Source organism: uncultured Erythrobacter sp., from assembly GCF_947502395.1.
In the GTDB taxonomy this organism is placed as follows: domain Bacteria; phylum Pseudomonadota; class Alphaproteobacteria; order Sphingomonadales; family Sphingomonadaceae; genus Erythrobacter.
In genome coordinates this window covers 279,641-297,670 of sequence record NZ_CANMZM010000001.1, presented here as the reverse complement: position 1 = coordinate 297,670, position 18,030 = coordinate 279,641, and the positions used below count along the sequence as shown (strand labels likewise).

Annotated in this window: 16 protein-coding genes; 10 read left to right on the top strand and 6 right to left on the bottom strand. The window is 56.7% G+C overall.

Annotation, left to right across the window (positions count from 1 at the left end):
- Position 1 precedes the first annotated feature (1 nt).
- Genes carB through carA form a run of 4 tightly spaced genes read right to left on the bottom strand, consistent with a single transcriptional unit; the run spans position 2 to position 5,425 of the window.
- Positions 2–3,325 carry a carbamoyl-phosphate synthase large subunit gene (gene carB, locus Q0778_RS01330; protein ID WP_298333453.1) on the bottom strand — a complete coding sequence of 1,108 codons (3,324 nt, stop codon included), beginning with the start codon at positions 3,323–3,325 and terminating at the stop codon, positions 2–4.
- The gene (locus tag Q0778_RS01325; protein ID WP_298303239.1) at positions 3,325–3,858 is read right to left on the bottom strand and encodes a hypothetical protein; all 534 of its coding nucleotides are present in this window, start codon (positions 3,856–3,858) and stop codon (positions 3,325–3,327) included. Before Q0778_RS01325 ends, carB begins: the two co-directional genes overlap by 1 nt.
- Positions 3,855–4,184: a hypothetical protein gene (locus Q0778_RS01320; protein WP_298303238.1), complete on the bottom strand. Its 330-nt coding sequence runs from the start codon at positions 4,182–4,184 to the stop codon at positions 3,855–3,857. Before Q0778_RS01320 ends, Q0778_RS01325 begins: the two co-directional genes overlap by 4 nt.
- A gap of 59 nt (positions 4,185–4,243) precedes the next feature.
- Positions 4,244–5,425, bottom strand: coding sequence for a glutamine-hydrolyzing carbamoyl-phosphate synthase small subunit (gene carA, locus Q0778_RS01315; protein WP_298333451.1), 1,182 nt, complete (start codon positions 5,423–5,425; stop codon positions 4,244–4,246).
- A gap of 150 nt (positions 5,426–5,575) precedes the next feature.
- Here carA and Q0778_RS01310 point away from each other — a divergent pair, with 150 nt between their 5' ends.
- The 10 genes from Q0778_RS01310 (at position 5,576) to rpsD (ending at position 15,480) form a co-directional block, all read left to right on the top strand.
- Complete coding sequence (locus Q0778_RS01310; RefSeq protein ID WP_298333449.1) at positions 5,576–6,040, top strand: GatB/YqeY domain-containing protein; 465 nt, start codon at positions 5,576–5,578, stop codon at positions 6,038–6,040.
- 60 nt (positions 6,041–6,100) lie between these two features.
- On the top strand, positions 6,101–7,957 hold the full coding sequence (gene dnaG / locus Q0778_RS01305; protein ID WP_298333447.1) for a DNA primase: 1,857 nt from the start codon (positions 6,101–6,103) through the stop codon (positions 7,955–7,957).
- A 108-nt stretch (positions 7,958–8,065) separates the two neighbouring features.
- Entirely contained in the window at positions 8,066–10,090 is a 2,025-nt protein-coding gene (gene rpoD / locus Q0778_RS01300) for an RNA polymerase sigma factor RpoD (RefSeq protein WP_298333445.1), read from the top strand.
- An 11-nt stretch (positions 10,091–10,101) separates the two neighbouring features.
- A complete protein-coding gene (locus Q0778_RS01295; RefSeq protein WP_298333443.1) occupies positions 10,102–10,704 on the top strand; it encodes a hypothetical protein in 603 nt (200 codons plus the stop codon).
- Positions 10,705–10,822: 118 nt separating this feature from the next.
- Positions 10,823–11,470, top strand: a complete 648-nt coding sequence (parA, locus tag Q0778_RS01290) for a ParA family partition ATPase (protein ID WP_298333442.1) — start codon at positions 10,823–10,825, stop codon at positions 11,468–11,470.
- Positions 11,471–11,687: 217 nt separating this feature from the next.
- Positions 11,688–12,167 carry an RpiB/LacA/LacB family sugar-phosphate isomerase gene (locus tag Q0778_RS01285; protein WP_298303224.1) on the top strand — a complete coding sequence of 160 codons (480 nt, stop codon included), beginning with the start codon at positions 11,688–11,690 and terminating at the stop codon, positions 12,165–12,167.
- Positions 12,164–13,474 (top strand): serine hydroxymethyltransferase, encoded by a 1,311-nt coding sequence (gene glyA / locus Q0778_RS01280; protein WP_298303222.1) that lies wholly within the window; start codon positions 12,164–12,166, stop codon positions 13,472–13,474. Before Q0778_RS01285 ends, glyA begins: the two co-directional genes overlap by 4 nt.
- 9 nt (positions 13,475–13,483) lie before the next feature.
- On the top strand, positions 13,484–13,960 hold the full coding sequence (gene nrdR, locus Q0778_RS01275) for a transcriptional regulator NrdR (RefSeq protein ID WP_298303220.1): 477 nt from the start codon (positions 13,484–13,486) through the stop codon (positions 13,958–13,960).
- Between the two features lie 2 nt (positions 13,961–13,962).
- Positions 13,963–14,715: an RNA methyltransferase gene (locus Q0778_RS01270; protein WP_298333441.1), complete on the top strand. Its 753-nt coding sequence runs from the start codon at positions 13,963–13,965 to the stop codon at positions 14,713–14,715.
- Positions 14,716–14,865: 150 nt separating this feature from the next.
- Complete coding sequence (rpsD, locus tag Q0778_RS01265; protein WP_298303217.1) at positions 14,866–15,480, top strand: 30S ribosomal protein S4; 615 nt, start codon at positions 14,866–14,868, stop codon at positions 15,478–15,480.
- 99 nt (positions 15,481–15,579) lie between these two features.
- Here rpsD and Q0778_RS01260 read toward each other — a convergent pair whose 3' ends face one another.
- Together Q0778_RS01260 and Q0778_RS01255 are read right to left on the bottom strand one after the other, a co-directional pair.
- Positions 15,580–15,894: a chorismate mutase gene (locus Q0778_RS01260; RefSeq protein ID WP_298334839.1), complete on the bottom strand. Its 315-nt coding sequence runs from the start codon at positions 15,892–15,894 to the stop codon at positions 15,580–15,582.
- Positions 15,895–15,970: 76 nt separating this feature from the next.
- On the bottom strand, positions 15,971–17,944 hold the full coding sequence (locus Q0778_RS01255) for an alpha/beta fold hydrolase (RefSeq protein WP_298333439.1): 1,974 nt from the start codon (positions 17,942–17,944) through the stop codon (positions 15,971–15,973).
- Positions 17,945–18,030: the final 86 nt, after the last annotated feature.

Here is an 18,030-nt window from a genome sequence, read left to right as displayed (position 1 = left end):
CTCAACCATAATAGTCTTGCAACGACCGGACTTCAAGCTGTGAGGGTTTGAGGGCTCTAATTGAGGCAGCGACAGCACAAGAAGCGGTCGCCGTTGTGTAGTAAGGAACCTTCTTTTCGAGGGCGCTGGCGCGGATCGATTTGGAGTCGAGAAGAGATTGCCAACCCTCAGTGGTATTGAGAATGAGAGCGATCTCACCATCAATGATCTTGTCAACGATATGCGGTTGACCCTCTGCGACCTTGTTCACGCGCTCGATCGAAAGTCCTTGTTCCGAAAGGTATTTATACGTGCCAGACGTGGCAATAATGGCGAACCCGCATTCCATAAGATCTTTGACCGCTGGAACGATATTCGCCTTGTCCGAATTCTTGACCGAAACAAACGCTGTGCCGCCTTGTGGCAAGGTCATCCCAGCCCCAAGCTGTGATTTGAAGAATGCTGGTTCGAATGCGCAATCAATCCCCATTACCTCTCCCGTTGACTTCATTTCTGGCGAGAGGACAGGATCGGCACCGGGGAAACGAGCAAAGGGGAAAACCGCCTCTTTGATCGCCATGTAAGGCAGATCGCGGCGGAAGGGCTCAAAATCGGTGAGTTTTTCGCCTGCCATGACGCGCGCTGCGATCTTGGCAACAGGCTGCCCGATGGCCTTGGCCACGAAGGGCACGGTTCGGCTCGCACGCGGGTTCACCTCGATAAGGTAGACCTCGTCGTCTTTGACCGCAAATTGGACATTCATCAGGCCGCGAACTTTAAGAGCCGTGGCAAGCGCCTCTGCTTGGCGCTCCATTTCAGCGATAATTCCGGGCGAAAGTGAGTACGGCGGCAGGGTACAGGCGCTATCGCCTGAGTGCACGCCAGCCTCTTCGATATGTTGCATCACACCCGCAATGCGCACTTCGTCTCCGTCGCACAGCGCATCGACATCGCACTCTATCGCATCGCGTAAATATTGGTCGACCAGAACGGGGCTGTCGCCAGAGACGTTCACGGCGGTCTTGATATAGTCATCAAGCTGCGCCTCGCTGTCCACGATCTCCATCGCGCGGCCGCCCAGTACGAAGCTTGGGCGCAGGAGCACTGGATAGCCAATACGCGCTGCTGCAGCAGCCGCTTCATCGCGGGTGTAAGCAATGCCGTTGTCGGGTTGCTTTAGGCCCAGCTCATTGACGAGCTTGGCAAAACGTTCGCGGTCTTCGGCGTGGTCGATAGCATCGGGTGATGTGCCAAGGATCGGGATTCCGGCATCTTCCAAGGCTTGCGCGAGTTTGAGCGGTGTCTGCCCGCCAAACTGCACGATAACGCCGACAAGCTCGCCCGATTTCTGTTCAGCGCGCAGGATTTCGAGGACGTCTTCGGCTGTCAGTGGCTCAAAATAGAGGCGGTCAGATGTGTCGTAATCGGTCGAAACGGTCTCAGGGTTGCAGTTGACCATGATCGTCTCAAAACCCTGCTCTGCAAGCGCAAAACAGGCGTGGACACAGCAATAATCAAACTCAATCCCCTGCCCGATCCGATTGGGTCCGCCACCAAGGATCACGATCTTCTTGCGATCAGAAACATCCGCCTCACACTCAGGCTCGCCAAATGTCGGCGCTTCATAGGTCGAGTACATGTAGGGCGTGATAGCCTCGAACTCGGCCGCGCATGAGTCGATGCGTTTGAATACGGGATTCACACCCAGCCTTTGACGCAGCGAGTGCACTTCCTCTTCGCTGGTCGCCCCTGCCATAGCTTGAAGTGCGTCATGCAGTAGCCCGGACCGCTTCGCCTGGGTCTCTGCTAGACCACCCTTCACCCCAACAGAACGAACAGCCAGCGTAGCGAGGCGTTTATCCGAGAAGCCCATGGCTTTTAGGCGACGCAGGTCCGCTGCTCCGCGAGGCAGGCCGTCGGCCTGAACCACACTTTCCGCCTCTATAATCGCCTCGATCTGGCGCAGGAACCACGGGTCATAACTGGTGACTGCATGGATATCATCGAGGCTGAGGCCCTCGCGGAAGGCCTGCCCCACTTGCAGCAAGCGATCAGGCGTGCGCTTGGACAAAGCGGCGGTCACAACATCACGCGAGACGCCTTCCAGCTCCGTCACCCGGTTGAACCCGTCGAGCCCAGTTTCGAGACCGCGAAGGGCCTTTTGCACGCTCTCTTGGAAGTTGCGGCCAATCGCCATGACTTCGCCCACCGACTTCATCGCGGTTGCAAGATAGGGCTCTGCGCCTTTGAATTTTTCAAAAGTAAAACGCGGGATCTTGGTGACGACATAGTCGATTGTGGGCTCAAAGCTCGCAGGCGTTGCCCCGGTGATCTCATTGGTGACTTCATCGAGCGTGTAACCCACCGCCAGTTTCGCCGCGACGCGGGCAATCGGAAAGCCTGTCGCCTTGGAGGCAAGTGCGGAAGAACGCGACACACGCGGGTTCATTTCAATGACGATGAGCCGTCCATCGGCAGGGTTCACGGCGAACTGCACGTTTGAGCCGCCGGTCTCAACGCCGATCTCGCGCAGCACCTCAATCGAGGCGTTACGCATGATCTGATACTCTTTGTCCGTGAGCGTCAGCGCCGGGGCCACCGTGATGGAATCGCCCGTGTGCACTCCCATTGGATCAACGTTTTCGATTGAGCAGATGATGATGCAATTGTCCGCCTTGTCGCGCACAACCTCCATCTCGTACTCTTTCCAACCCAGCAGCGATTCTTCGATCAGCACTTCGGTGGTGGGCGATGCATCAAGGCCCTCACGCACGATCCGATCAAACTCCTGAGTGTTGTAAGCGATCCCACCGCCCGTCCCGCCAAGGGTAAAGCTGGGACGGATGATCGACGGCAATCCGGTGCGCTTCACAATCTCGCGCGCTTCTTCGATGGTGTTGGCAACGCCTGAACGCGCGCTCTCAAGACCGATCTTGTCCATCGCATCGCGGAACCGCTGGCGGTTTTCCGCCTTGTCGATAGCGTCCGCCTTGGCCCCAATCATCTCCACGCCGTGCTCTTCGAGGATGCCCATATCCTCAAGAGCCAACGCGCAGTTCAGCGCCGTCTGCCCGCCCATGGTGGGAAGCAGCGCATCTGGCTTTTCCTTCGCGATGATCTTGGCGACGATCTCCGGCGTAATCGGCTCGACGTATGTGGCGTCGGCAAACTCGGGATCGGTCATGATCGTTGCCGGGTTCGAGTTCACCAGAATGACCCGGTAACCCTCTTCTTTCAGAGCCTTAATCGCCTGCGTGCCCGAATAGTCGAACTCGCACGCCTGCCCGATAATGATCGGCCCTGCACCAATCACGAGGATAGAGGAAATGTCATTACGCTTGGGCATTATTGGCTCTCGTTTTCGGGAGTTGCATCGGTGTTATCGGGCGCGGTTTCAGGCTCAGCGGGCACGGGCCCAACGTCGATCATGATCAGCCGCATGCCCTCTTGTTGCCGGGCACAGCCGCTGGCGATCATGGTCGATTTGGGCTGGAGCCCGCCGCGCACACGGTAGAGCGCAGGGTCACGGCCAGTGAAGAATGCGCCCTTCTCATTGACCGGTGTTTGCATGAAAATATCAACGGCGGTGGAGGTTTCATTGGTCGAGGCCATCGCACGGTTGCCAGCGGTGTCGTCGCTGCCATCCACCATCAGGCGCTGCATGTCCTCGAACGCCATTTTGGTGATGTCGAAGGTGAAGGTGGGGACGCCCATTTCTTGCGCGAGTTTGGCGAATTGGGTGGTCGGGCCGAGAAGGCTGGCGACGCGGGTCAGGCATTCCTCGCTGAGTTCACTGCCCTCGCGCGGGTCCTCGGGGAAGAGGATGTGGCAGCCCGTGAGGGTGAACGCTGATGCAACAATGATAGGAAGGCGTTTCATCCGTTGGTTCCCCAATCTTTGAGCCGGACACCCGGCTGCTCCTTCTCCTTGATGCAGCCTAATTGCTTGTCGGTCAGATCATTTTTCAGGATCGCCAAGAGAGACACGCCATCGGTCGCCTGCACCAATATCGTGCGGCCCAATTCGCATTGATCAACGATAATTTGGAGCACTTCGCGGTAATTCTCGACGACAAAGCTCGCACCTTGGGTCCCCGGAATACCGCCGCCGCTGTACACTTCGATGTTGTAACGCGCGAGGCGTGCTTCATCGAAATGGTCTTCGGACGATGCCTCAAGGATTGGAGCGATATCAGAGCCTGCCACAACGTCGCTCGCGCAGGCCGAGGCTCCGACAGTCAATAAAAAGAGGGTAAGAAGGTGCCTCACCCCAGCCCCCCAACGAACTTCTCGAAGAGGTAAAAGCTATCCTGCGGTCCCGGACTTGCCTCTGGGTGATACTGCACCCCAAACGCCTGCTTGCCCTTCACCGCAATTCCGCAGTTGGAGCCGTCGAAAAGGCTAACATGGGTTTGCTCCACCGTGTCGGGCAAAGTATCCGCATCCACCGCAAAACCATGGTTCATGCTGGTGATCTCGACCAATCCCGTGGTCTCGCCCCAACCCTCGCCCACACGCTGAACCGGGTGGTTTGCGCCGCGGTGGCCTTGGTGCATTTTCACCGTCTTTGCGCCTGCTGCGAGCGCCAGCATTTGATGGCCCAAACATATGCCGAAAAGCGGCATGTCCGACTCAAGCAATTGCTGGATCACTGGAACGGCATATTCGCCGGTCGCGGCAGGGTCTCCCGGACCGTTGGAGAGGAATACGCCGTCGGGCTTTAACGCCATGATGTCGTCATAGCTGGTCTTGGCGGGCACCACAGTCACCTTGGCCCCAGCGCGCACGAGGTTGCGGAAAATGTTGTCCTTCGCGCCAAAGTCTAATGCCACCACATGCGGCGTCGCATCGTGGGCCGCGCGGCCATAGCCATGGCCCAAGCGCCAATATCCGCCTTCCCAATCCTCTTGGGATTCGCGGGTGACGCGCACGGCGAGGTCCATGCCCTCGAGCCCTGCCCACTCCTGAGCGCGTTGGATAAAAGCGGGAATGTCGAATTTACCCTCTGGCGAATGCGCGATTACCGCATTGGGCGCACCTGACTTGCGGATACGGCGGGTGAGCGCCCTTGTGTCGACACCCGACAGGCCGATTTTGCCGTTCTTCTCCATCCACTCCTGGAAGCGCTCCAAACTGCGGAAGTTCGATGGCTCGGTCACATCCTCGCGCACAACGCAGCCCACTGCGCCCTCAACTGCGCTCTCCACGTCCTCGCCGTTTGCTCCGACATTACCGATATGAGGGAAGGTAAAGGTGACGATTTGCGCCGCGTAAGAGGGATCAGTCATCACCTCCTGATAGCCGGTCATCGCGGTGTTGAAGCACACCTCGCCTACCGCATCTCCGACCGCGCCAAAGCCGCGCCCCCAGATCACAGTTCCATCGCCTAAAACAAGGACTCCCGTCGCGTCTTTTGGTTGCGCAGGACGAGTGGCAGCAGAAGCCATTTGGGGCTCTCCGTAAGAGGGGTTTTCCAGCAATGTCGCTAAGTCTCACCCGCTAAGCTTGCGCGGGGCCTACGTCAACCTATCTACGCAGCCTTAATTGGGCTAAGCCGCCCAACGGACAAATCCATCCACAAGAAAGACAATGTTCCGATGATCCGCGACGATATCAAAGCTGCCACCATCACCGCTATGAAGGCCAAGGAAAAGGAACGCACTGCGACGCTTCGCCAGATGAGTGCCAAGATCAAGGACCGCGATATTGAAGAGCGCAGCAATAAGTCTTCTGGCGGCAAGGATATCGACGACGATGCTCTAGTCACGAGCGTGCTCCAAAAGATGGCAAAGCAACGCCGCGAATCGATTGAGATGTACGAAAGTGGCGGTCGTCAGGAATTAGCGGATAAGGAAACGGCTGAGTTGGCTGTCATCGAAGAATTCCTGCCCCAGATGATGAGCGAGGACGAAACCAAGGCCGCGATTGAAGCGATCAAAGCGGAAACCGGCGCTTCTTCGATGAAGGATATGGGGCAGGTTATGGGCGCACTCAAAGCGAAGCACGGCGCTGCGCTCGATGGAAAGCTGGCGAGTGGCCTTGTGAAGGCAGCGCTTAGCTAAGCACAGACTTGTCCACCGAGAGCGCTTGAAGCAGCACTCAATCGCGAGCATTCTGCACTTATGTCTATCAGCCCGCAATGGAAGGACGAACTGCGCGCGAGGATCACGCTTTCAACCGTGATCAATCGCACGACCAAGCTTACCCGTGCGGGGCGCGAATGGAAAGCGTGTTGCCCATTCCACAATGAGGCAACGCCCAGCTTCTATGTCAATGATCAGAAGGGGTTCTACCACTGCTTTGGCTGCGGGGCGCATGGCGATGTTATCAGTTGGATGACTGAGCAGCGTGGGCTGACCTTTATCGATGCGTGCAAGGAGCTTGCGAGCGAAGCGGGGATGGAGGTCCCAGCCCCCGACCCTGTCGCCGCCAAAAAGGCAGAGAAGCGAGCTGAGCTGATTGACGTAACCACCGATGCCCAAGGGTGGTTTTACGACAATCTGCGCTCGCCTGATGGTCGGGCGGCGATGAGTTACTTGACCGATCGTGGATTAGAGCCTGAGACACTGGCTGAGTTCGGTTTTGGATATGCGCCAGAGAGCAAACAGGCTCTCAATCGTGCGCTTGCCCGCTACGATGATCAGATGCTGGTCGAAACCGGCATGCGCATTATGACCGATGATGGCACAACATATGACCGCTTTCGTGGGCGGGTCATGCTCCCTATCCAGGACGCGCGCGGTCGAGTGATCGCCTTTGGCGGGCGGATCATGGAGAGTCGAGACGGTGTCGCGAAATATCTGAATTCTCCCGATACTCCGCTCTTCGATAAAGGCCGTACGCTTTACAACCTCCACCGTGCCTCCCCTGCCTCGCGCCAGTCAGGCCGTGTTGTAGTGGTCGAAGGCTATATGGATGTGGTCGCGCTGGCTCAGGCTGGGTTTGAAGATGCGGTTGCACCTTTGGGCACAGCGCTCACGGAAACTCAACTTGAGATGCTATGGCGCATGGTTGAAGTGCCAGTGTTGTGTTTCGACGGCGACAAGGCCGGAGAACGCGCCGCGATGAGAGCTATTTCCCGGGCCCTCCCGCTGCTTGCCCCGATGCGCTCCTTGTCGATAGTTCGCTTGCCAAGCGGCTTGGATCCCGACGATCTGATCAATCGTGACGGGCCAAAAGCAATGGAAGAGCTGCTGAGTGATCCCAAGAGCCTGCTCGATGCACTCTGGGAAGGAGAACGCGATGCGCAGCCGCTGACAAGTCCCGAGGCCAAGGCTGGCCTCAAGGCGCGGCTCATGGAACATGTCGACACCATCGAGAATCGCGACATCCAAGCACTCTATCGGCGCGACCTGCTTGACCGATTCTCCGAATTTGCTTTTCCCAAGCGAGAGCCCCGAAGCCGCTCTTCAAAGAGCAGACCGGGCAAGCAAGGCTGGCAAAACCGCAACACCGCGCCGCAAAGGCTTTCTCAGGACGCACGCGACATTCTCGGCCGAGCTATGGCTGGCGGGCAGCGCGCCTCGCTCTTATCCGCTGTAATCGCTGGACTTGTGCGCCATCCGGATGAAATCTCGGCGCATTCCGAGGCGCTTTCTCGCCTCGCACAGCTCGATCCAAATGCTGCACCTGCGATAGAATCGTTGATGGAGCTGTCGGAAACACTTGATTCGCACGGGCCAAACGCCATATCGGACAACGAAGGCCTTCCTGCCCCACCGGTAAACCAACAGTTCGCCTTTCTTCGAGAAGGCACATCCCCCGGTGAAGCGCGCGAGGAATTGGCTGAAGCTGTATCGCTGCTGGCCCAGAAACCAGCGCTCGAAGCTGCTATGGCGGCAACGATCGCACGGTTTAATGAAGACCCGGAAGGGGCTTTGGCAGAACAGGACCGTTTGCGAGAACAGCTCACCAAAGTTGAAGAGCGTCTAAAGGCATTTGGGCGTAAGAAGGCCGGAGCACCGGCCAATGCGAGTTGATCCGGGTTTCAGATCCGGAGTGGGATTAACGAGAAGTGGGATTGTGAAGCGCTGGTCCGGGAGGGGATCAACCGTGGACCAACCACCGGCGAACGGACTGACAAATACATGGCCTCGAGCGCAAAAGCGAACGATAAAGACGACGCACCGCTGATCGACCTTAATGAAGCTTCCATCAAGAAGCTCATGACCAAGGCAAAGAAGAAGGGCTACATCACATATGATGAGCTCAACGCCGCTTTGCCGTCTGGCGAAATGAGCCCTGATCAGATCGAAGACATCCAGACCGCTCTTTCGGAAATGGGCGTGCAGATCGTTGAGAACGACGAAGAGGCAGAGGCGGAGGCTGAACAGGAAGCTGAAGTCGAGGCCATGGAGGTTGACGACGACAAGAAAAAGCCTGCCACCACTGCGAAACCTGCTGCGAAGAAAACTGGTACGGGCGAACGTACCGATGACCCTGTGCGTATGTACTTGCGTGAAATGGGCGCAGTTGAACTGCTCAGCCGTGAAGGCGAAATCGCGATTGCCAAGCGCATTGAAGCTGGCCGCGACATGATGATTATGGGCCTTTGCCAAAGCCCGATCACTTTCCACGCGATCATCCAATGGTCCGAAGCGCTGAATTCTGAAGATATGCAGCTTCGTGAGATCCTTGATCTTGACGCGATGCTTTCGAAGGAACCTCCGCCAGACAAGATGGAGGAAGAGAACGAGGAAGCCGAGAACGGCGGCGAAATCTCAGAAGAGACTGCAGGTCCAACCATCCGCGATGATGACGACGAAGTCGAAGATCACGAGGAAGAAGGCGAAGAGGGCGAAGAGGGCGAAGGCGCCAAGAAAGAAGAGGAAGAGGAAGAGGACAACACTCTTTCGCTTGCTCAGATGGAGGCTGCGCTTAAACCTGACGCGATTGAGCGCTTTGCCCGAATCACGAAACTTTTCAAAAGCTTCGAGAAATTGCAGATCGAGCGTGTCGATACCCTCGCCGCTGGCGACGTGTTCCCGAAGGCCAAAGAGAACAAATACGAAAAGCTTTCTGACGAGCTCACTGCGGAAGTCGAGAGCGTGCAATTCCACGCAGCGAAAATCGAATTCCTTGTCGACAACCTTTACGCCTTTAACCGCCGCCTGACCGCGCTGGGTGGTCAGATGCTGCGTTTGGCTGAGCGTCACAAAATTAAGCGCATCGACTTTCTCAAATCCTACGTCGGCAACGAACTTGACGATGGTTGGATCAAAGAGCGCGCGGCGAAGGACAAGAAATGGGCCGCTTTCCTTGAGAAGGAAGAAGGCTCGGTTGACCGCATTCGAACCGAAATCACCGATATTGCCGCGAACACCGGCATGTCGCTTCCCGAGTTCCGCCGCATCGTCAACATGGTGCAAAAAGGCGAGCGCGAGGCGCGGATTGCTAAGAAGGAAATGGTCGAAGCCAACCTTCGTCTCGTGATCTCTATCGCCAAGAAGTACACCAACCGTGGCCTGCAATTCCTTGATCTTATTCAGGAAGGCAACATTGGCCTGATGAAGGCGGTTGATAAGTTTGAATATCGCCGCGGTTACAAATTTTCGACCTATGCGACATGGTGGATCCGTCAAGCGATCACCCGCTCGATCGCTGACCAGGCGCGCACGATCCGTATCCCGGTTCACATGATCGAGACGATCAACAAGCTGGTCCGGACATCGCGTCAGTTCCTCCACGAAGAAGGCCGCGAGCCGACCCCGGAGGAAATGGCAGCGCGCCTCTCCATGCCATTGGAGAAAGTTCGCAAGGTGATGAAAATCGCCAAAGAGCCGATTTCGCTCGAAACGCCGATTGGGGACGAAGAAGATTCGCACCTGGGTGACTTCATCGAGGATAAGAATGCGATCATCCCCGTGGATGCCGCGATTCAGGCAAACCTCAAGGAAACCGTCACCCGCGTGCTTGCCTCGCTTACCCCGCGTGAAGAGCGCGTTCTGCGTATGCGTTTTGGTATCGGCATGAACACCGACCATACGTTGGAAGAAGTGGGTCAGCAGTTTTCGGTAACGCGCGAACGTATTCGTCAGATTGAAGCAAAAGCGCTGCGCAAGCTCAAGCACCCGAGCCGCAGCCGCAAGATGCGCAGTTTCCTGGATCAATAATGAGAGTAGCAATGAAGTCGTTGAGAACGCTTGCTATTGGGGCAGGCGCGCTTGCGCTCGTCAGCCCAGCCCTCGCCCAAACTGACGTTTACACGCCACCCGCAGATGAGCTTGCCGAGGCCATGGCGATCATAGATGTGATCTTCCCGCCTGCCACCCGTGAGCAGGACATGATCAATACCGCCACTACCATGGGAAACCAGATGGCGGCCTCTATGATGACAGGGCCGATCTTTGAAGAACCAGGCATCAGAGCGATTATGGATGATTTCCTCGGGGAGCTACCCGAGATTATGCGCCCAGTTATCATCAAGCATTTGCCCAGCATGATCAAGTCAACCGCAGTTGCCTACACGCGAGAGTTTTCGCTTCAGGAATTGCGGGATATCCGTGCATTTGCGTCAACGCCAAGCGGCGGGCGGTATTTCTCCAGCGTGCAAAGCTTATTGGCAGACCCCGCGGTTGCGAAAGCGAATGAGGCATTCTTTGCCGAAGTGAACGCTTCTCAACAAACTGAAGTTGAGAAGTTGCAAGGTCGGGTGGTTGAGTTCCTCCAGAATAACCCCGAGGTTGTTGAACGGTTGCAAGCGGCAGGCCTTGGTCAAGGTAGCTAAGCATAGCGTAGCGTGTGCCGAACGACTCTGAACCTTCAGGGAATCGCTATCCGCAGTTACAATACAACGATGCTTTCACAATAATTGCTGCACACAAGTTAGTCAGAGTCGAGCGTAAATGCCCAAATCTAAACTCACCACAGTCGCGATTGTCAGCCAGAAAGGTGGATCGGGCAAAACAACACTCGCTGTAAACCTTGCGACGCGAGCTGCGGGGGCTAAGCATGAGTCTTGCGTGGTCGACACCGATCCGCAAGCGACCGCGGCAGTGTGGAGCGATTGGCGCGGAGATTTTCTGCCGGTGGTGGTGACCGCTCCGCCCGCACGTCTTGGCCGTACGATCGAGAGCGCAAAGAAGAATGGCGTGGATTTTGTCGTCATCGACACCCCACCCCACGCTGATGCTGCCGCCCGTGAAGCCATCAAGGCGGCAGACATTGTGCTTATCCCGACCAAACCGCGCGCCTTCGATCTAGCGGCACTTGAGCCAATCGCAGACCTTGTGAATTACGCTAAGACTCCTGCCTTTGTCGTGCTCAATGCAGTTCCAGCGAGCGCGACGAAATTGGCAAATGACGCCCGCGAAGCTGCGAAAGCAATGGGGCTCGAAATCTGCCCAGTCGACCTGGGCGAGCGCGCCGACTTCCATCGCTCGAGCGCCAAGGGAGAGACGGCCAGCGAGTTGGCCCCTGATGGCAAAGCCGCAAAAGAGATCGACAAGCTCTGGAAATGGCTGAGCAAAACCCTAAAAAAGGGCAAAGAATAGGCTGATAGAGCCCTCTGGACTCATCTCACCGGAACGTCAGCGAAGCTTCGCACAAATTGACCAAATTCGAGCTCAACTTCATTAAAAGCCACCGGCCTGTAGCCGCACGGCAGGGAGCGACAGCGTTACGAATTTCTCCCCAATTCCTTACTCGGAAGCGTCGAAAAGCGCCATATCGGGGTGGAGTCGTCGCTCTTGCCACACTATGTATCGCTTCATGCGTATAGCTATTGCCTCCGATCACGCCGCCACCGAGCTTAAGGCCGAGCTCGCCGAATGGCTTATGGAAGAAGGTCATGAAGTCGCGGACCTGGGCCCGGAGCCCGGCGAAAGCGTCGACTACCCTGACTACGGCTACAAGCTGGCAGAAGTGATGGCCGATGGGACTGCAGAATATGGCGTTGCTCTATGCGGCTCAGGAATTGGCATTTCGATCAGTGTTAATCGCCACCCTGCGGTACGCTGCGCCTTGATTTCTGAACCGCTCTCCGCTGCATTGGCGCGGGAACATAACAATGCCAATTGCATTGCATTGGGTGCGCGGTTGATCGGCGTAGAAATGGCGAAAAGCTGCGTCGCTACATTCTTAAACACCGTATTTGCTGATGAGGGCGATCCCAGTGGCCGTCATCAACGCCGTGTTGCCAAGCTTGGCAATCCCCCCATCGATCCGGACCATATTGAGACCCACCAATGAGCACCAATCCTTCCAGCATAGCCGATCCGATGCATGGGTTTTGGCACGATGATCTGACGACCAGTGATCCTGAGATCGCGGAAGCTATCGGCAAAGAGCTTGCGCGTCAGCAAGACAAGATCGAACTGATCGCATCTGAGAACATCGCATCCAAGGCGGTGCTTGAGGCAACGGGCAGCGTCTTCACAAACAAGTATGCGGAAGGCTATCCGGGCAAGCGTTACTACGGCGGCTGTGACTATGCTGATGTGGTCGAAACGCTGGCAATTGAGCGCGCCAAGCAATTGTTTGGCTGCAACTTTGCCAATGTACAGCCGAATTCCGGCAGCCAGATGAACCAAGCGGTATTTCTGGCGATGTTGGAGCCGGGTGATACCTTTATGGGTCTCGACCTCAATTCTGGCGGGCACCTGACGCACGGCTCTCCGGTCAACATGAGCGGCAAATGGTTCAACCCGGTTAGCTACGGCGTGACTGAGGGTGATGAGCTTATCGATATGGAAGCGGTTGCCGCGACTGCACGCGAGCATAAGCCCAAACTCATCATCTGCGGCGGCACCGCCTATTCACGGATCTGGGACTTTGCCGCTTTCCGCGCGGTTGCTGATGAAGTTGGCGCTATATTGCTTTGCGATATGAGCCACATCTCGGGTCTTGTGGCAGGCGGTGCTCACCCCTCGCCCTTCCCGCATTGCGATATCGTGACCTCAACAACGCACAAATCGCTTCGCGGTCCACGTTCGGGCATAATTCTTTGGAACGATGAGAAATACACCAAGCCATTGAACATGGCGGTGTTTCCCGGCCTCCAAGGCGGCCCGTTGATGCATGTAGTAGCTGCCAAAGCGGTTGCGTTCAAGGAAGCGCTCGCACCCGAGTTCAAGACTTATGCGCACCGCATTGTCGAGAACGCGCGCGCGCTTGCAACAAGTCTTGAAGATAATGGGCTTCGCATCGTCTCTGGCGGCACGGACAACCACTCCATGCTCGTCGACCTCACAGCGAAAGATGTCACTGGTAAGGCGGCAGAAGCTGGGCTCGACCGGGCATGGCTCACTTGCAACAAAAACGGCATTCCGTTCGACACGCGCTCGCCATTTGTGACGTCAGGCATTCGCCTCGGCACGCCAGCGGGTACCACGCGCGGCTTTGGCCCGGTGGAATTCCGCCAGGTGGGACAACTCATCGCCGAAGTGGTCGATGGACTTTCCAAGAACGGTCCAGAGGGCGATGCACAGATCGAAGAGAGCGTGCGCAATCGTGTTGCCACACTTTGCGCTGACTTCCCGGTCTATCCAGAAAGCTAAGCACAACACATGCGCTGCCCATTTTGCGCCCATGAAGACACGCAGGTTAAGGACAGCCGCCCAACCGAGGACAACACCTCGATTAGGAGGCGTCGGCAATGCAATTCTTGCGGTGCGCGCTTCACAACCTTTGAACGCGTCCAGCTACGTGAAGTGGTGATCGTCAAAACGGGCCTTGATGGCTCCGAACCTCGGCGCGAGCCTTTCGATCGCGTGAAACTCGAAAAATCCGTTGCTCTTGCGTGCCGCAAGCGTGATGTTTCCGAAGAGCGTATTGATCAGCTGGTCTCCGGCATCCAACGGCAGGTTGAAACTGCTGGTGATCCTGAAGTTCCGTCATCGCGCATCGGTGAGATGGTCATGGACGGTTTGAAGCAGCTCGATTCGGTCGCTTACATCCGCTTTGCCAGCGTTTATCGAGACTTTTCAGAGGCCAAAGATTTCGAGGAATTTGCCAGCACTGTCGCCGAAGCTGCCCAAGACTAGATATGGTCAACAAGCCCATAATTGTCTTGGTCCGCCCACAGTTGGGCGAGAACATCGGCAAAGCCGCGCGGGCCATGCTTAATTTTGGACTGACCGAGATGCGCATTGTCGCCCCGCGCGATGGCTGGCCCAACCCCAGTGCAGGACCTGCTGCGGCGGGCGCGGATATCGTGCTGGATGAGGCGAAGATCTTCAGCACAACCGCCGAAGCTGTCGCTGATTGCGAACATGTTTATGCCACCACCGTTCGCAAACGCGGCGTGACTAAGCCTGTCGTAGGTCCAAATGAAGCGGCACGGCTGATGCATTCTCAAAGTGGTCGCCATGCGGTTCTGTTCGGTCGCGAAGCATCGGGGCTGGAGACAGAGGATGTCGCGCTTGCCCGCCATATCCTCACCGTTCCGATCAATCCGGAATTTGGCTCGCTCAATTTGGCGCAGGCCGTGATCCTGACCGCCTATGAATGGTCTCGCATCGGTCGCGAGCAAGAGTCGAGTGAACTGGTCCAACCCACCTCGGAGGACGAAGCCCTTCCCCCTGCCCCGCAACAGGAGCTGGAAGGCCTCATCAAGCACCTTGAAGGCATGCTCGCGCCAAAGGGCTACTTCTTCCCCGAAGCACGCGCAGAAGCTACTCTGCGCACTTTGCGCACGGTTCTCACCAAGCCTGGCTGGAACCACCTCGAGGTTCGCACTTTGCGCGGCGTGCTCACCTCGCTTGGCCGTCCCGACAAGGACCTGTCCGAAAAGAGTTGATTTCGTAAGCGGCCACTGTATACGCGCGCTCACGCAATTTGGCTCCGCACCCCGGTGAAGCGGAAGCCGCGTTGAGCATTCGCCTCAACGGTGCGCTGCCGGGTTAGACGCTCACCAATTGGGTGGGCCAGCAAAATGTAAGGAAGAACAATGACTAAGCGCACAAGCGCCAAGCATAAGCTCGACCGCCGGATGGGTGAAAACATCTGGGGCCGTCCAAACTCTCCGGTGAACAAGCGTTCCTATGGCCCTGGCCAACACGGTCAGCGTCGTAAGAGCAAGATGAGCGACTTCGGGCTTCAGCTTCGCGCTAAGCAGAAGCTCAAAGGCTATTACGGCGATGTGACCGAGAAGCAGTTCCGCTCAACTTACAAAGACGCTACGAAGCTTAAAGGCGACACCGGTCAGAACCTGATCGGTCTGCTTGAGCGTCGCCTCGACATGATCGTGTACCGGGCGAAGTTCGCTCCAACGATCTTTGCCGCGCGTCAAATCGTCAACCACGGCCACATCCTCGTGAATGGCGGCAAGTGTAACATCCCATCGCGCCGTTGCGACGTTGGTGATGTGATCAGCCTCAACACGAAAGCCAAAGAAATGGCTCTCATCATCGAAGCGCAAAGCCTACCAGAGCGTGAAATTCCTGACTACGTTGCCCCAGATGGCAACGACAAGGTTCAGTTCACCCGCGTGCCGAAGCTCGACGAAGTGCCATACCCGGTGACGATGGAACCAAACCTCGTGGTCGAGTTCTACTCCCGCTAAACCCCGCAAGGCACATCGATACAGAAGTCTGGGCGGTCCTTCGGGGCCGCCCTTTTCTTTTGTGCTTTCGGCCGGAAACCCGCGACTAAGTCCAAAAACCTAGGAGTTGCGGATTTCATCCCAATGAACAAACTCATAGGCAATTGAGCCTTCAACAAGCTCTTCCCATATCTCCGCGAAAACAGCGCCAGGTAGGCCGCGCGCCTCAGCGTCCGCCACAGCCGCAGCAATCACGCTGGCCTTACGCTCCTCATCTCGCACAGCATCTCGAGAAGCCTTGATGCGCGCCGCTGCCCGCATATAGCCAAAGCGTCGATCCAATAGCGCCACCAGTTCACGGTCGGTCGCGTCGACTCCTTCACGCACGTCCACCATGGTTTCGCAGTCAACAGGTAATTTGGCGGGGTCGTGCATTTTGGAAGGAGAGTCGGTCATGCGAAGGCCCTTGGACTCTCCCCAACGGTTTGTCGAGAGGGTCCAGAACCAATTTTCAGCGTGCAAGGCTCTCATTTAGGAATTCGTCAATCGAACCCAGCATCTCTCTGCGAGCATTGCTGTCACGCAAGCCATGTTGCAGGTCCTCGAACTCCGTGTAAGTCACCTGCTTGCCCGCATTCTCAAGCGCATTGGACATGTCTCGCGAGTGCCTTACATCCACATTGATATCGAGCGAACCGTGAAAGAGCGCGACCGGAGCAACAAATCGCTCAGCATGCCGCCTCGGACTGCCGGCTGCGATATGTGGGCCTCGCCCTAACTGCCCATCACGAAAGCGGAAATTGGTGTACGCGCGCGCATCGGATCGCAGATATTCAAGGTCCGTGACAGGTGCGATAGCAACGACTGCTTTGTAGAGCTCCGGTGCGACAACCTGTGACTGTAATGCAGCGTATCCTCCGTAGGACCAGCCAACGATGGCCATCTTTTCAGGGTCGGCAATGCCTTGTGACACAAGCCAGCGGCCTGCATCGTTCACATCGCTGATAGCGACATCCCAGGCCTGATAGCCATTGCGTCCGAACCAAGCCTCTCCATAGCCCGCCGATCCACGGTAGTTGGGTTGAAGCACCGCGTAACCGCGTGCGGTGAGGAATTGAACAACCCAGTCGAAGCCCCAATAATCACGCGCAGCAGGTCCGCCGTGCGGGAGGACGATCGCAGGAAGATTTGTCCCGTCCGAGCCCGACGGCAAGGTCAAATAGCCAGGAATTTGAGTACCATCGCCCGCTGGATAGCTCACCGGACGCATTTCTCCCATGGCTCGGCCAACCAACGGATCGCGCATTGCTAAGAGCATTTCGAGATTTTGCGAAGTCTTATCGAACAGATAAACGGTGCCTGGGTCTGTGTCTGACGATGCGATGATGACGAACTTACTTTCATCTGCGCTCGCACCGGCGAAGTTTATCAGCGGCTGTGTTGGAAGGGCTTTGCCAAGCGCCTTCGCCAAAGCTGCAAGCTCTTGATCGAAATACTCAACCGAGCGCTTTTCGGTTGCATAGCTCACACCAACAACCCGGCGCTGACGCCCAATCCGGATCAGCCCATCGACATCCACATCATTTCTAGCCGCGATAAGCCTTGCCTCGTTACCACCATCAAGTGGCACTCCGATTAGCGCCCGGTATCCTCCAAGCGATGTGTAAGCGAAGAGCGAATTTGAAACCGCATCGACCGCTACAGGAGAGAAGCTCACAGGCTGTCCGTTCAGTGAGATATCTTCAAGTCTGCGCCACGAATTTCCGCCGGGGTCTCGAACCATAAATGTGCGCTCATCGGTGAGACGCCCGCTGCCATCGCTTCCACGGCGGACTTTTAGTCGCAGATTGCCGTCGTCATCCGCGAGATAGTAGCTCGCGCCTTTGTCTGGCTGGACCTGCACCTTCCTGCGGCCTGTTTGCACATCGAACAGATCAACCCCCAAGCCCTCTTTGCTGTTCGCAAGCCGTGTGCCGGTTGTGCGCTCTTCGATATAGTTCCGCGTTAGGAGAAGCTGCCCCTCCTCGCCATCAACATCAAGAGCAACAATGTCGCCGCCATCCTGATTGAAACCCAGTGCCCTCGAAGAACGGCGCTCGTTCAGTCCAATAGGGTCGGTCCCATCATCGCTCAACGCGAACATGCGCGTATAAGGCAGCAGCACACCATCAGACCTGCGCGCCATACCATACACTTCGCAGACAATGCGCTTGTCTGTTGCCCAATCGCAGCGACCAAGATCAGCCTGAATCTCATCATTGTAAGACACTTGAGACACGCCACCGCCGTGCTCAAGATCAATGACATAAAGCACTTCAGTATGCCCTGGTCCCGGAGCAATCCAAGCAAGCTTTGAGCCCGATGGGGACAGGCTTACATCGAGAACAGATGAGCGGGCCCCAAACCGTTTTGCTTCATCACTTGGCTCAGATGCAGCCGCTGGCGCGCAAACCCCCACCAATGCAATCGCAGCAGCAGCGAACATTGGACGCCAAGGCGCCCCTCCCCAATCTTTCATAAAATTCAGCCCCGAATGTTAACAAGGCCAAGTATTGCTAAGGGTGAAAGCTT

What these genes read in the sequence shown, in the direction of transcription:
- carB (WP_298333453.1), bottom strand. Translation starts at nt 3,325, where the DNA reads ATGCCCAAGCGTAATGACATTTCCTCTATCCTCGTGATTGGTGCAGGG.
- Q0778_RS01325 (WP_298303239.1), bottom strand. Translation starts at nt 3,858, where the DNA reads ATGAAACGCCTTCCTATCATTGTTGCATCAGCGTTCACCCTCACGGGC.
- carA (WP_298333451.1), bottom strand. Translation starts at nt 5,425, where the DNA reads ATGGCTTCTGCTGCCACTCGTCCTGCGCAACCAAAAGACGCGACGGGA.
- Q0778_RS01310 (WP_298333449.1), top strand. Translation starts at nt 5,576, where the DNA reads ATGATCCGCGACGATATCAAAGCTGCCACCATCACCGCTATGAAGGCC.
- dnaG (WP_298333447.1), top strand. Translation starts at nt 6,101, where the DNA reads ATGTCTATCAGCCCGCAATGGAAGGACGAACTGCGCGCGAGGATCACG.
- rpoD (WP_298333445.1), top strand. Translation starts at nt 8,066, where the DNA reads ATGGCCTCGAGCGCAAAAGCGAACGATAAAGACGACGCACCGCTGATC.
- Q0778_RS01295 (WP_298333443.1), top strand. Translation starts at nt 10,102, where the DNA reads ATGAAGTCGTTGAGAACGCTTGCTATTGGGGCAGGCGCGCTTGCGCTC.
- parA (WP_298333442.1), top strand. Translation starts at nt 10,823, where the DNA reads ATGCCCAAATCTAAACTCACCACAGTCGCGATTGTCAGCCAGAAAGGT.
- Q0778_RS01285 (WP_298303224.1), top strand. Translation starts at nt 11,688, where the DNA reads ATGCGTATAGCTATTGCCTCCGATCACGCCGCCACCGAGCTTAAGGCC.
- glyA (WP_298303222.1), top strand. Translation starts at nt 12,164, where the DNA reads ATGAGCACCAATCCTTCCAGCATAGCCGATCCGATGCATGGGTTTTGG.
- nrdR (WP_298303220.1), top strand. Translation starts at nt 13,484, where the DNA reads ATGCGCTGCCCATTTTGCGCCCATGAAGACACGCAGGTTAAGGACAGC.
- Q0778_RS01270 (WP_298333441.1), top strand. Translation starts at nt 13,963, where the DNA reads ATGGTCAACAAGCCCATAATTGTCTTGGTCCGCCCACAGTTGGGCGAG.
- rpsD (WP_298303217.1), top strand. Translation starts at nt 14,866, where the DNA reads ATGACTAAGCGCACAAGCGCCAAGCATAAGCTCGACCGCCGGATGGGT.
- Q0778_RS01260 (WP_298334839.1), bottom strand. Translation starts at nt 15,894, where the DNA reads ATGCACGACCCCGCCAAATTACCTGTTGACTGCGAAACCATGGTGGAC.
- Q0778_RS01255 (WP_298333439.1), bottom strand. Translation starts at nt 17,944, where the DNA reads ATGTTCGCTGCTGCTGCGATTGCATTGGTGGGGGTTTGCGCGCCAGCG.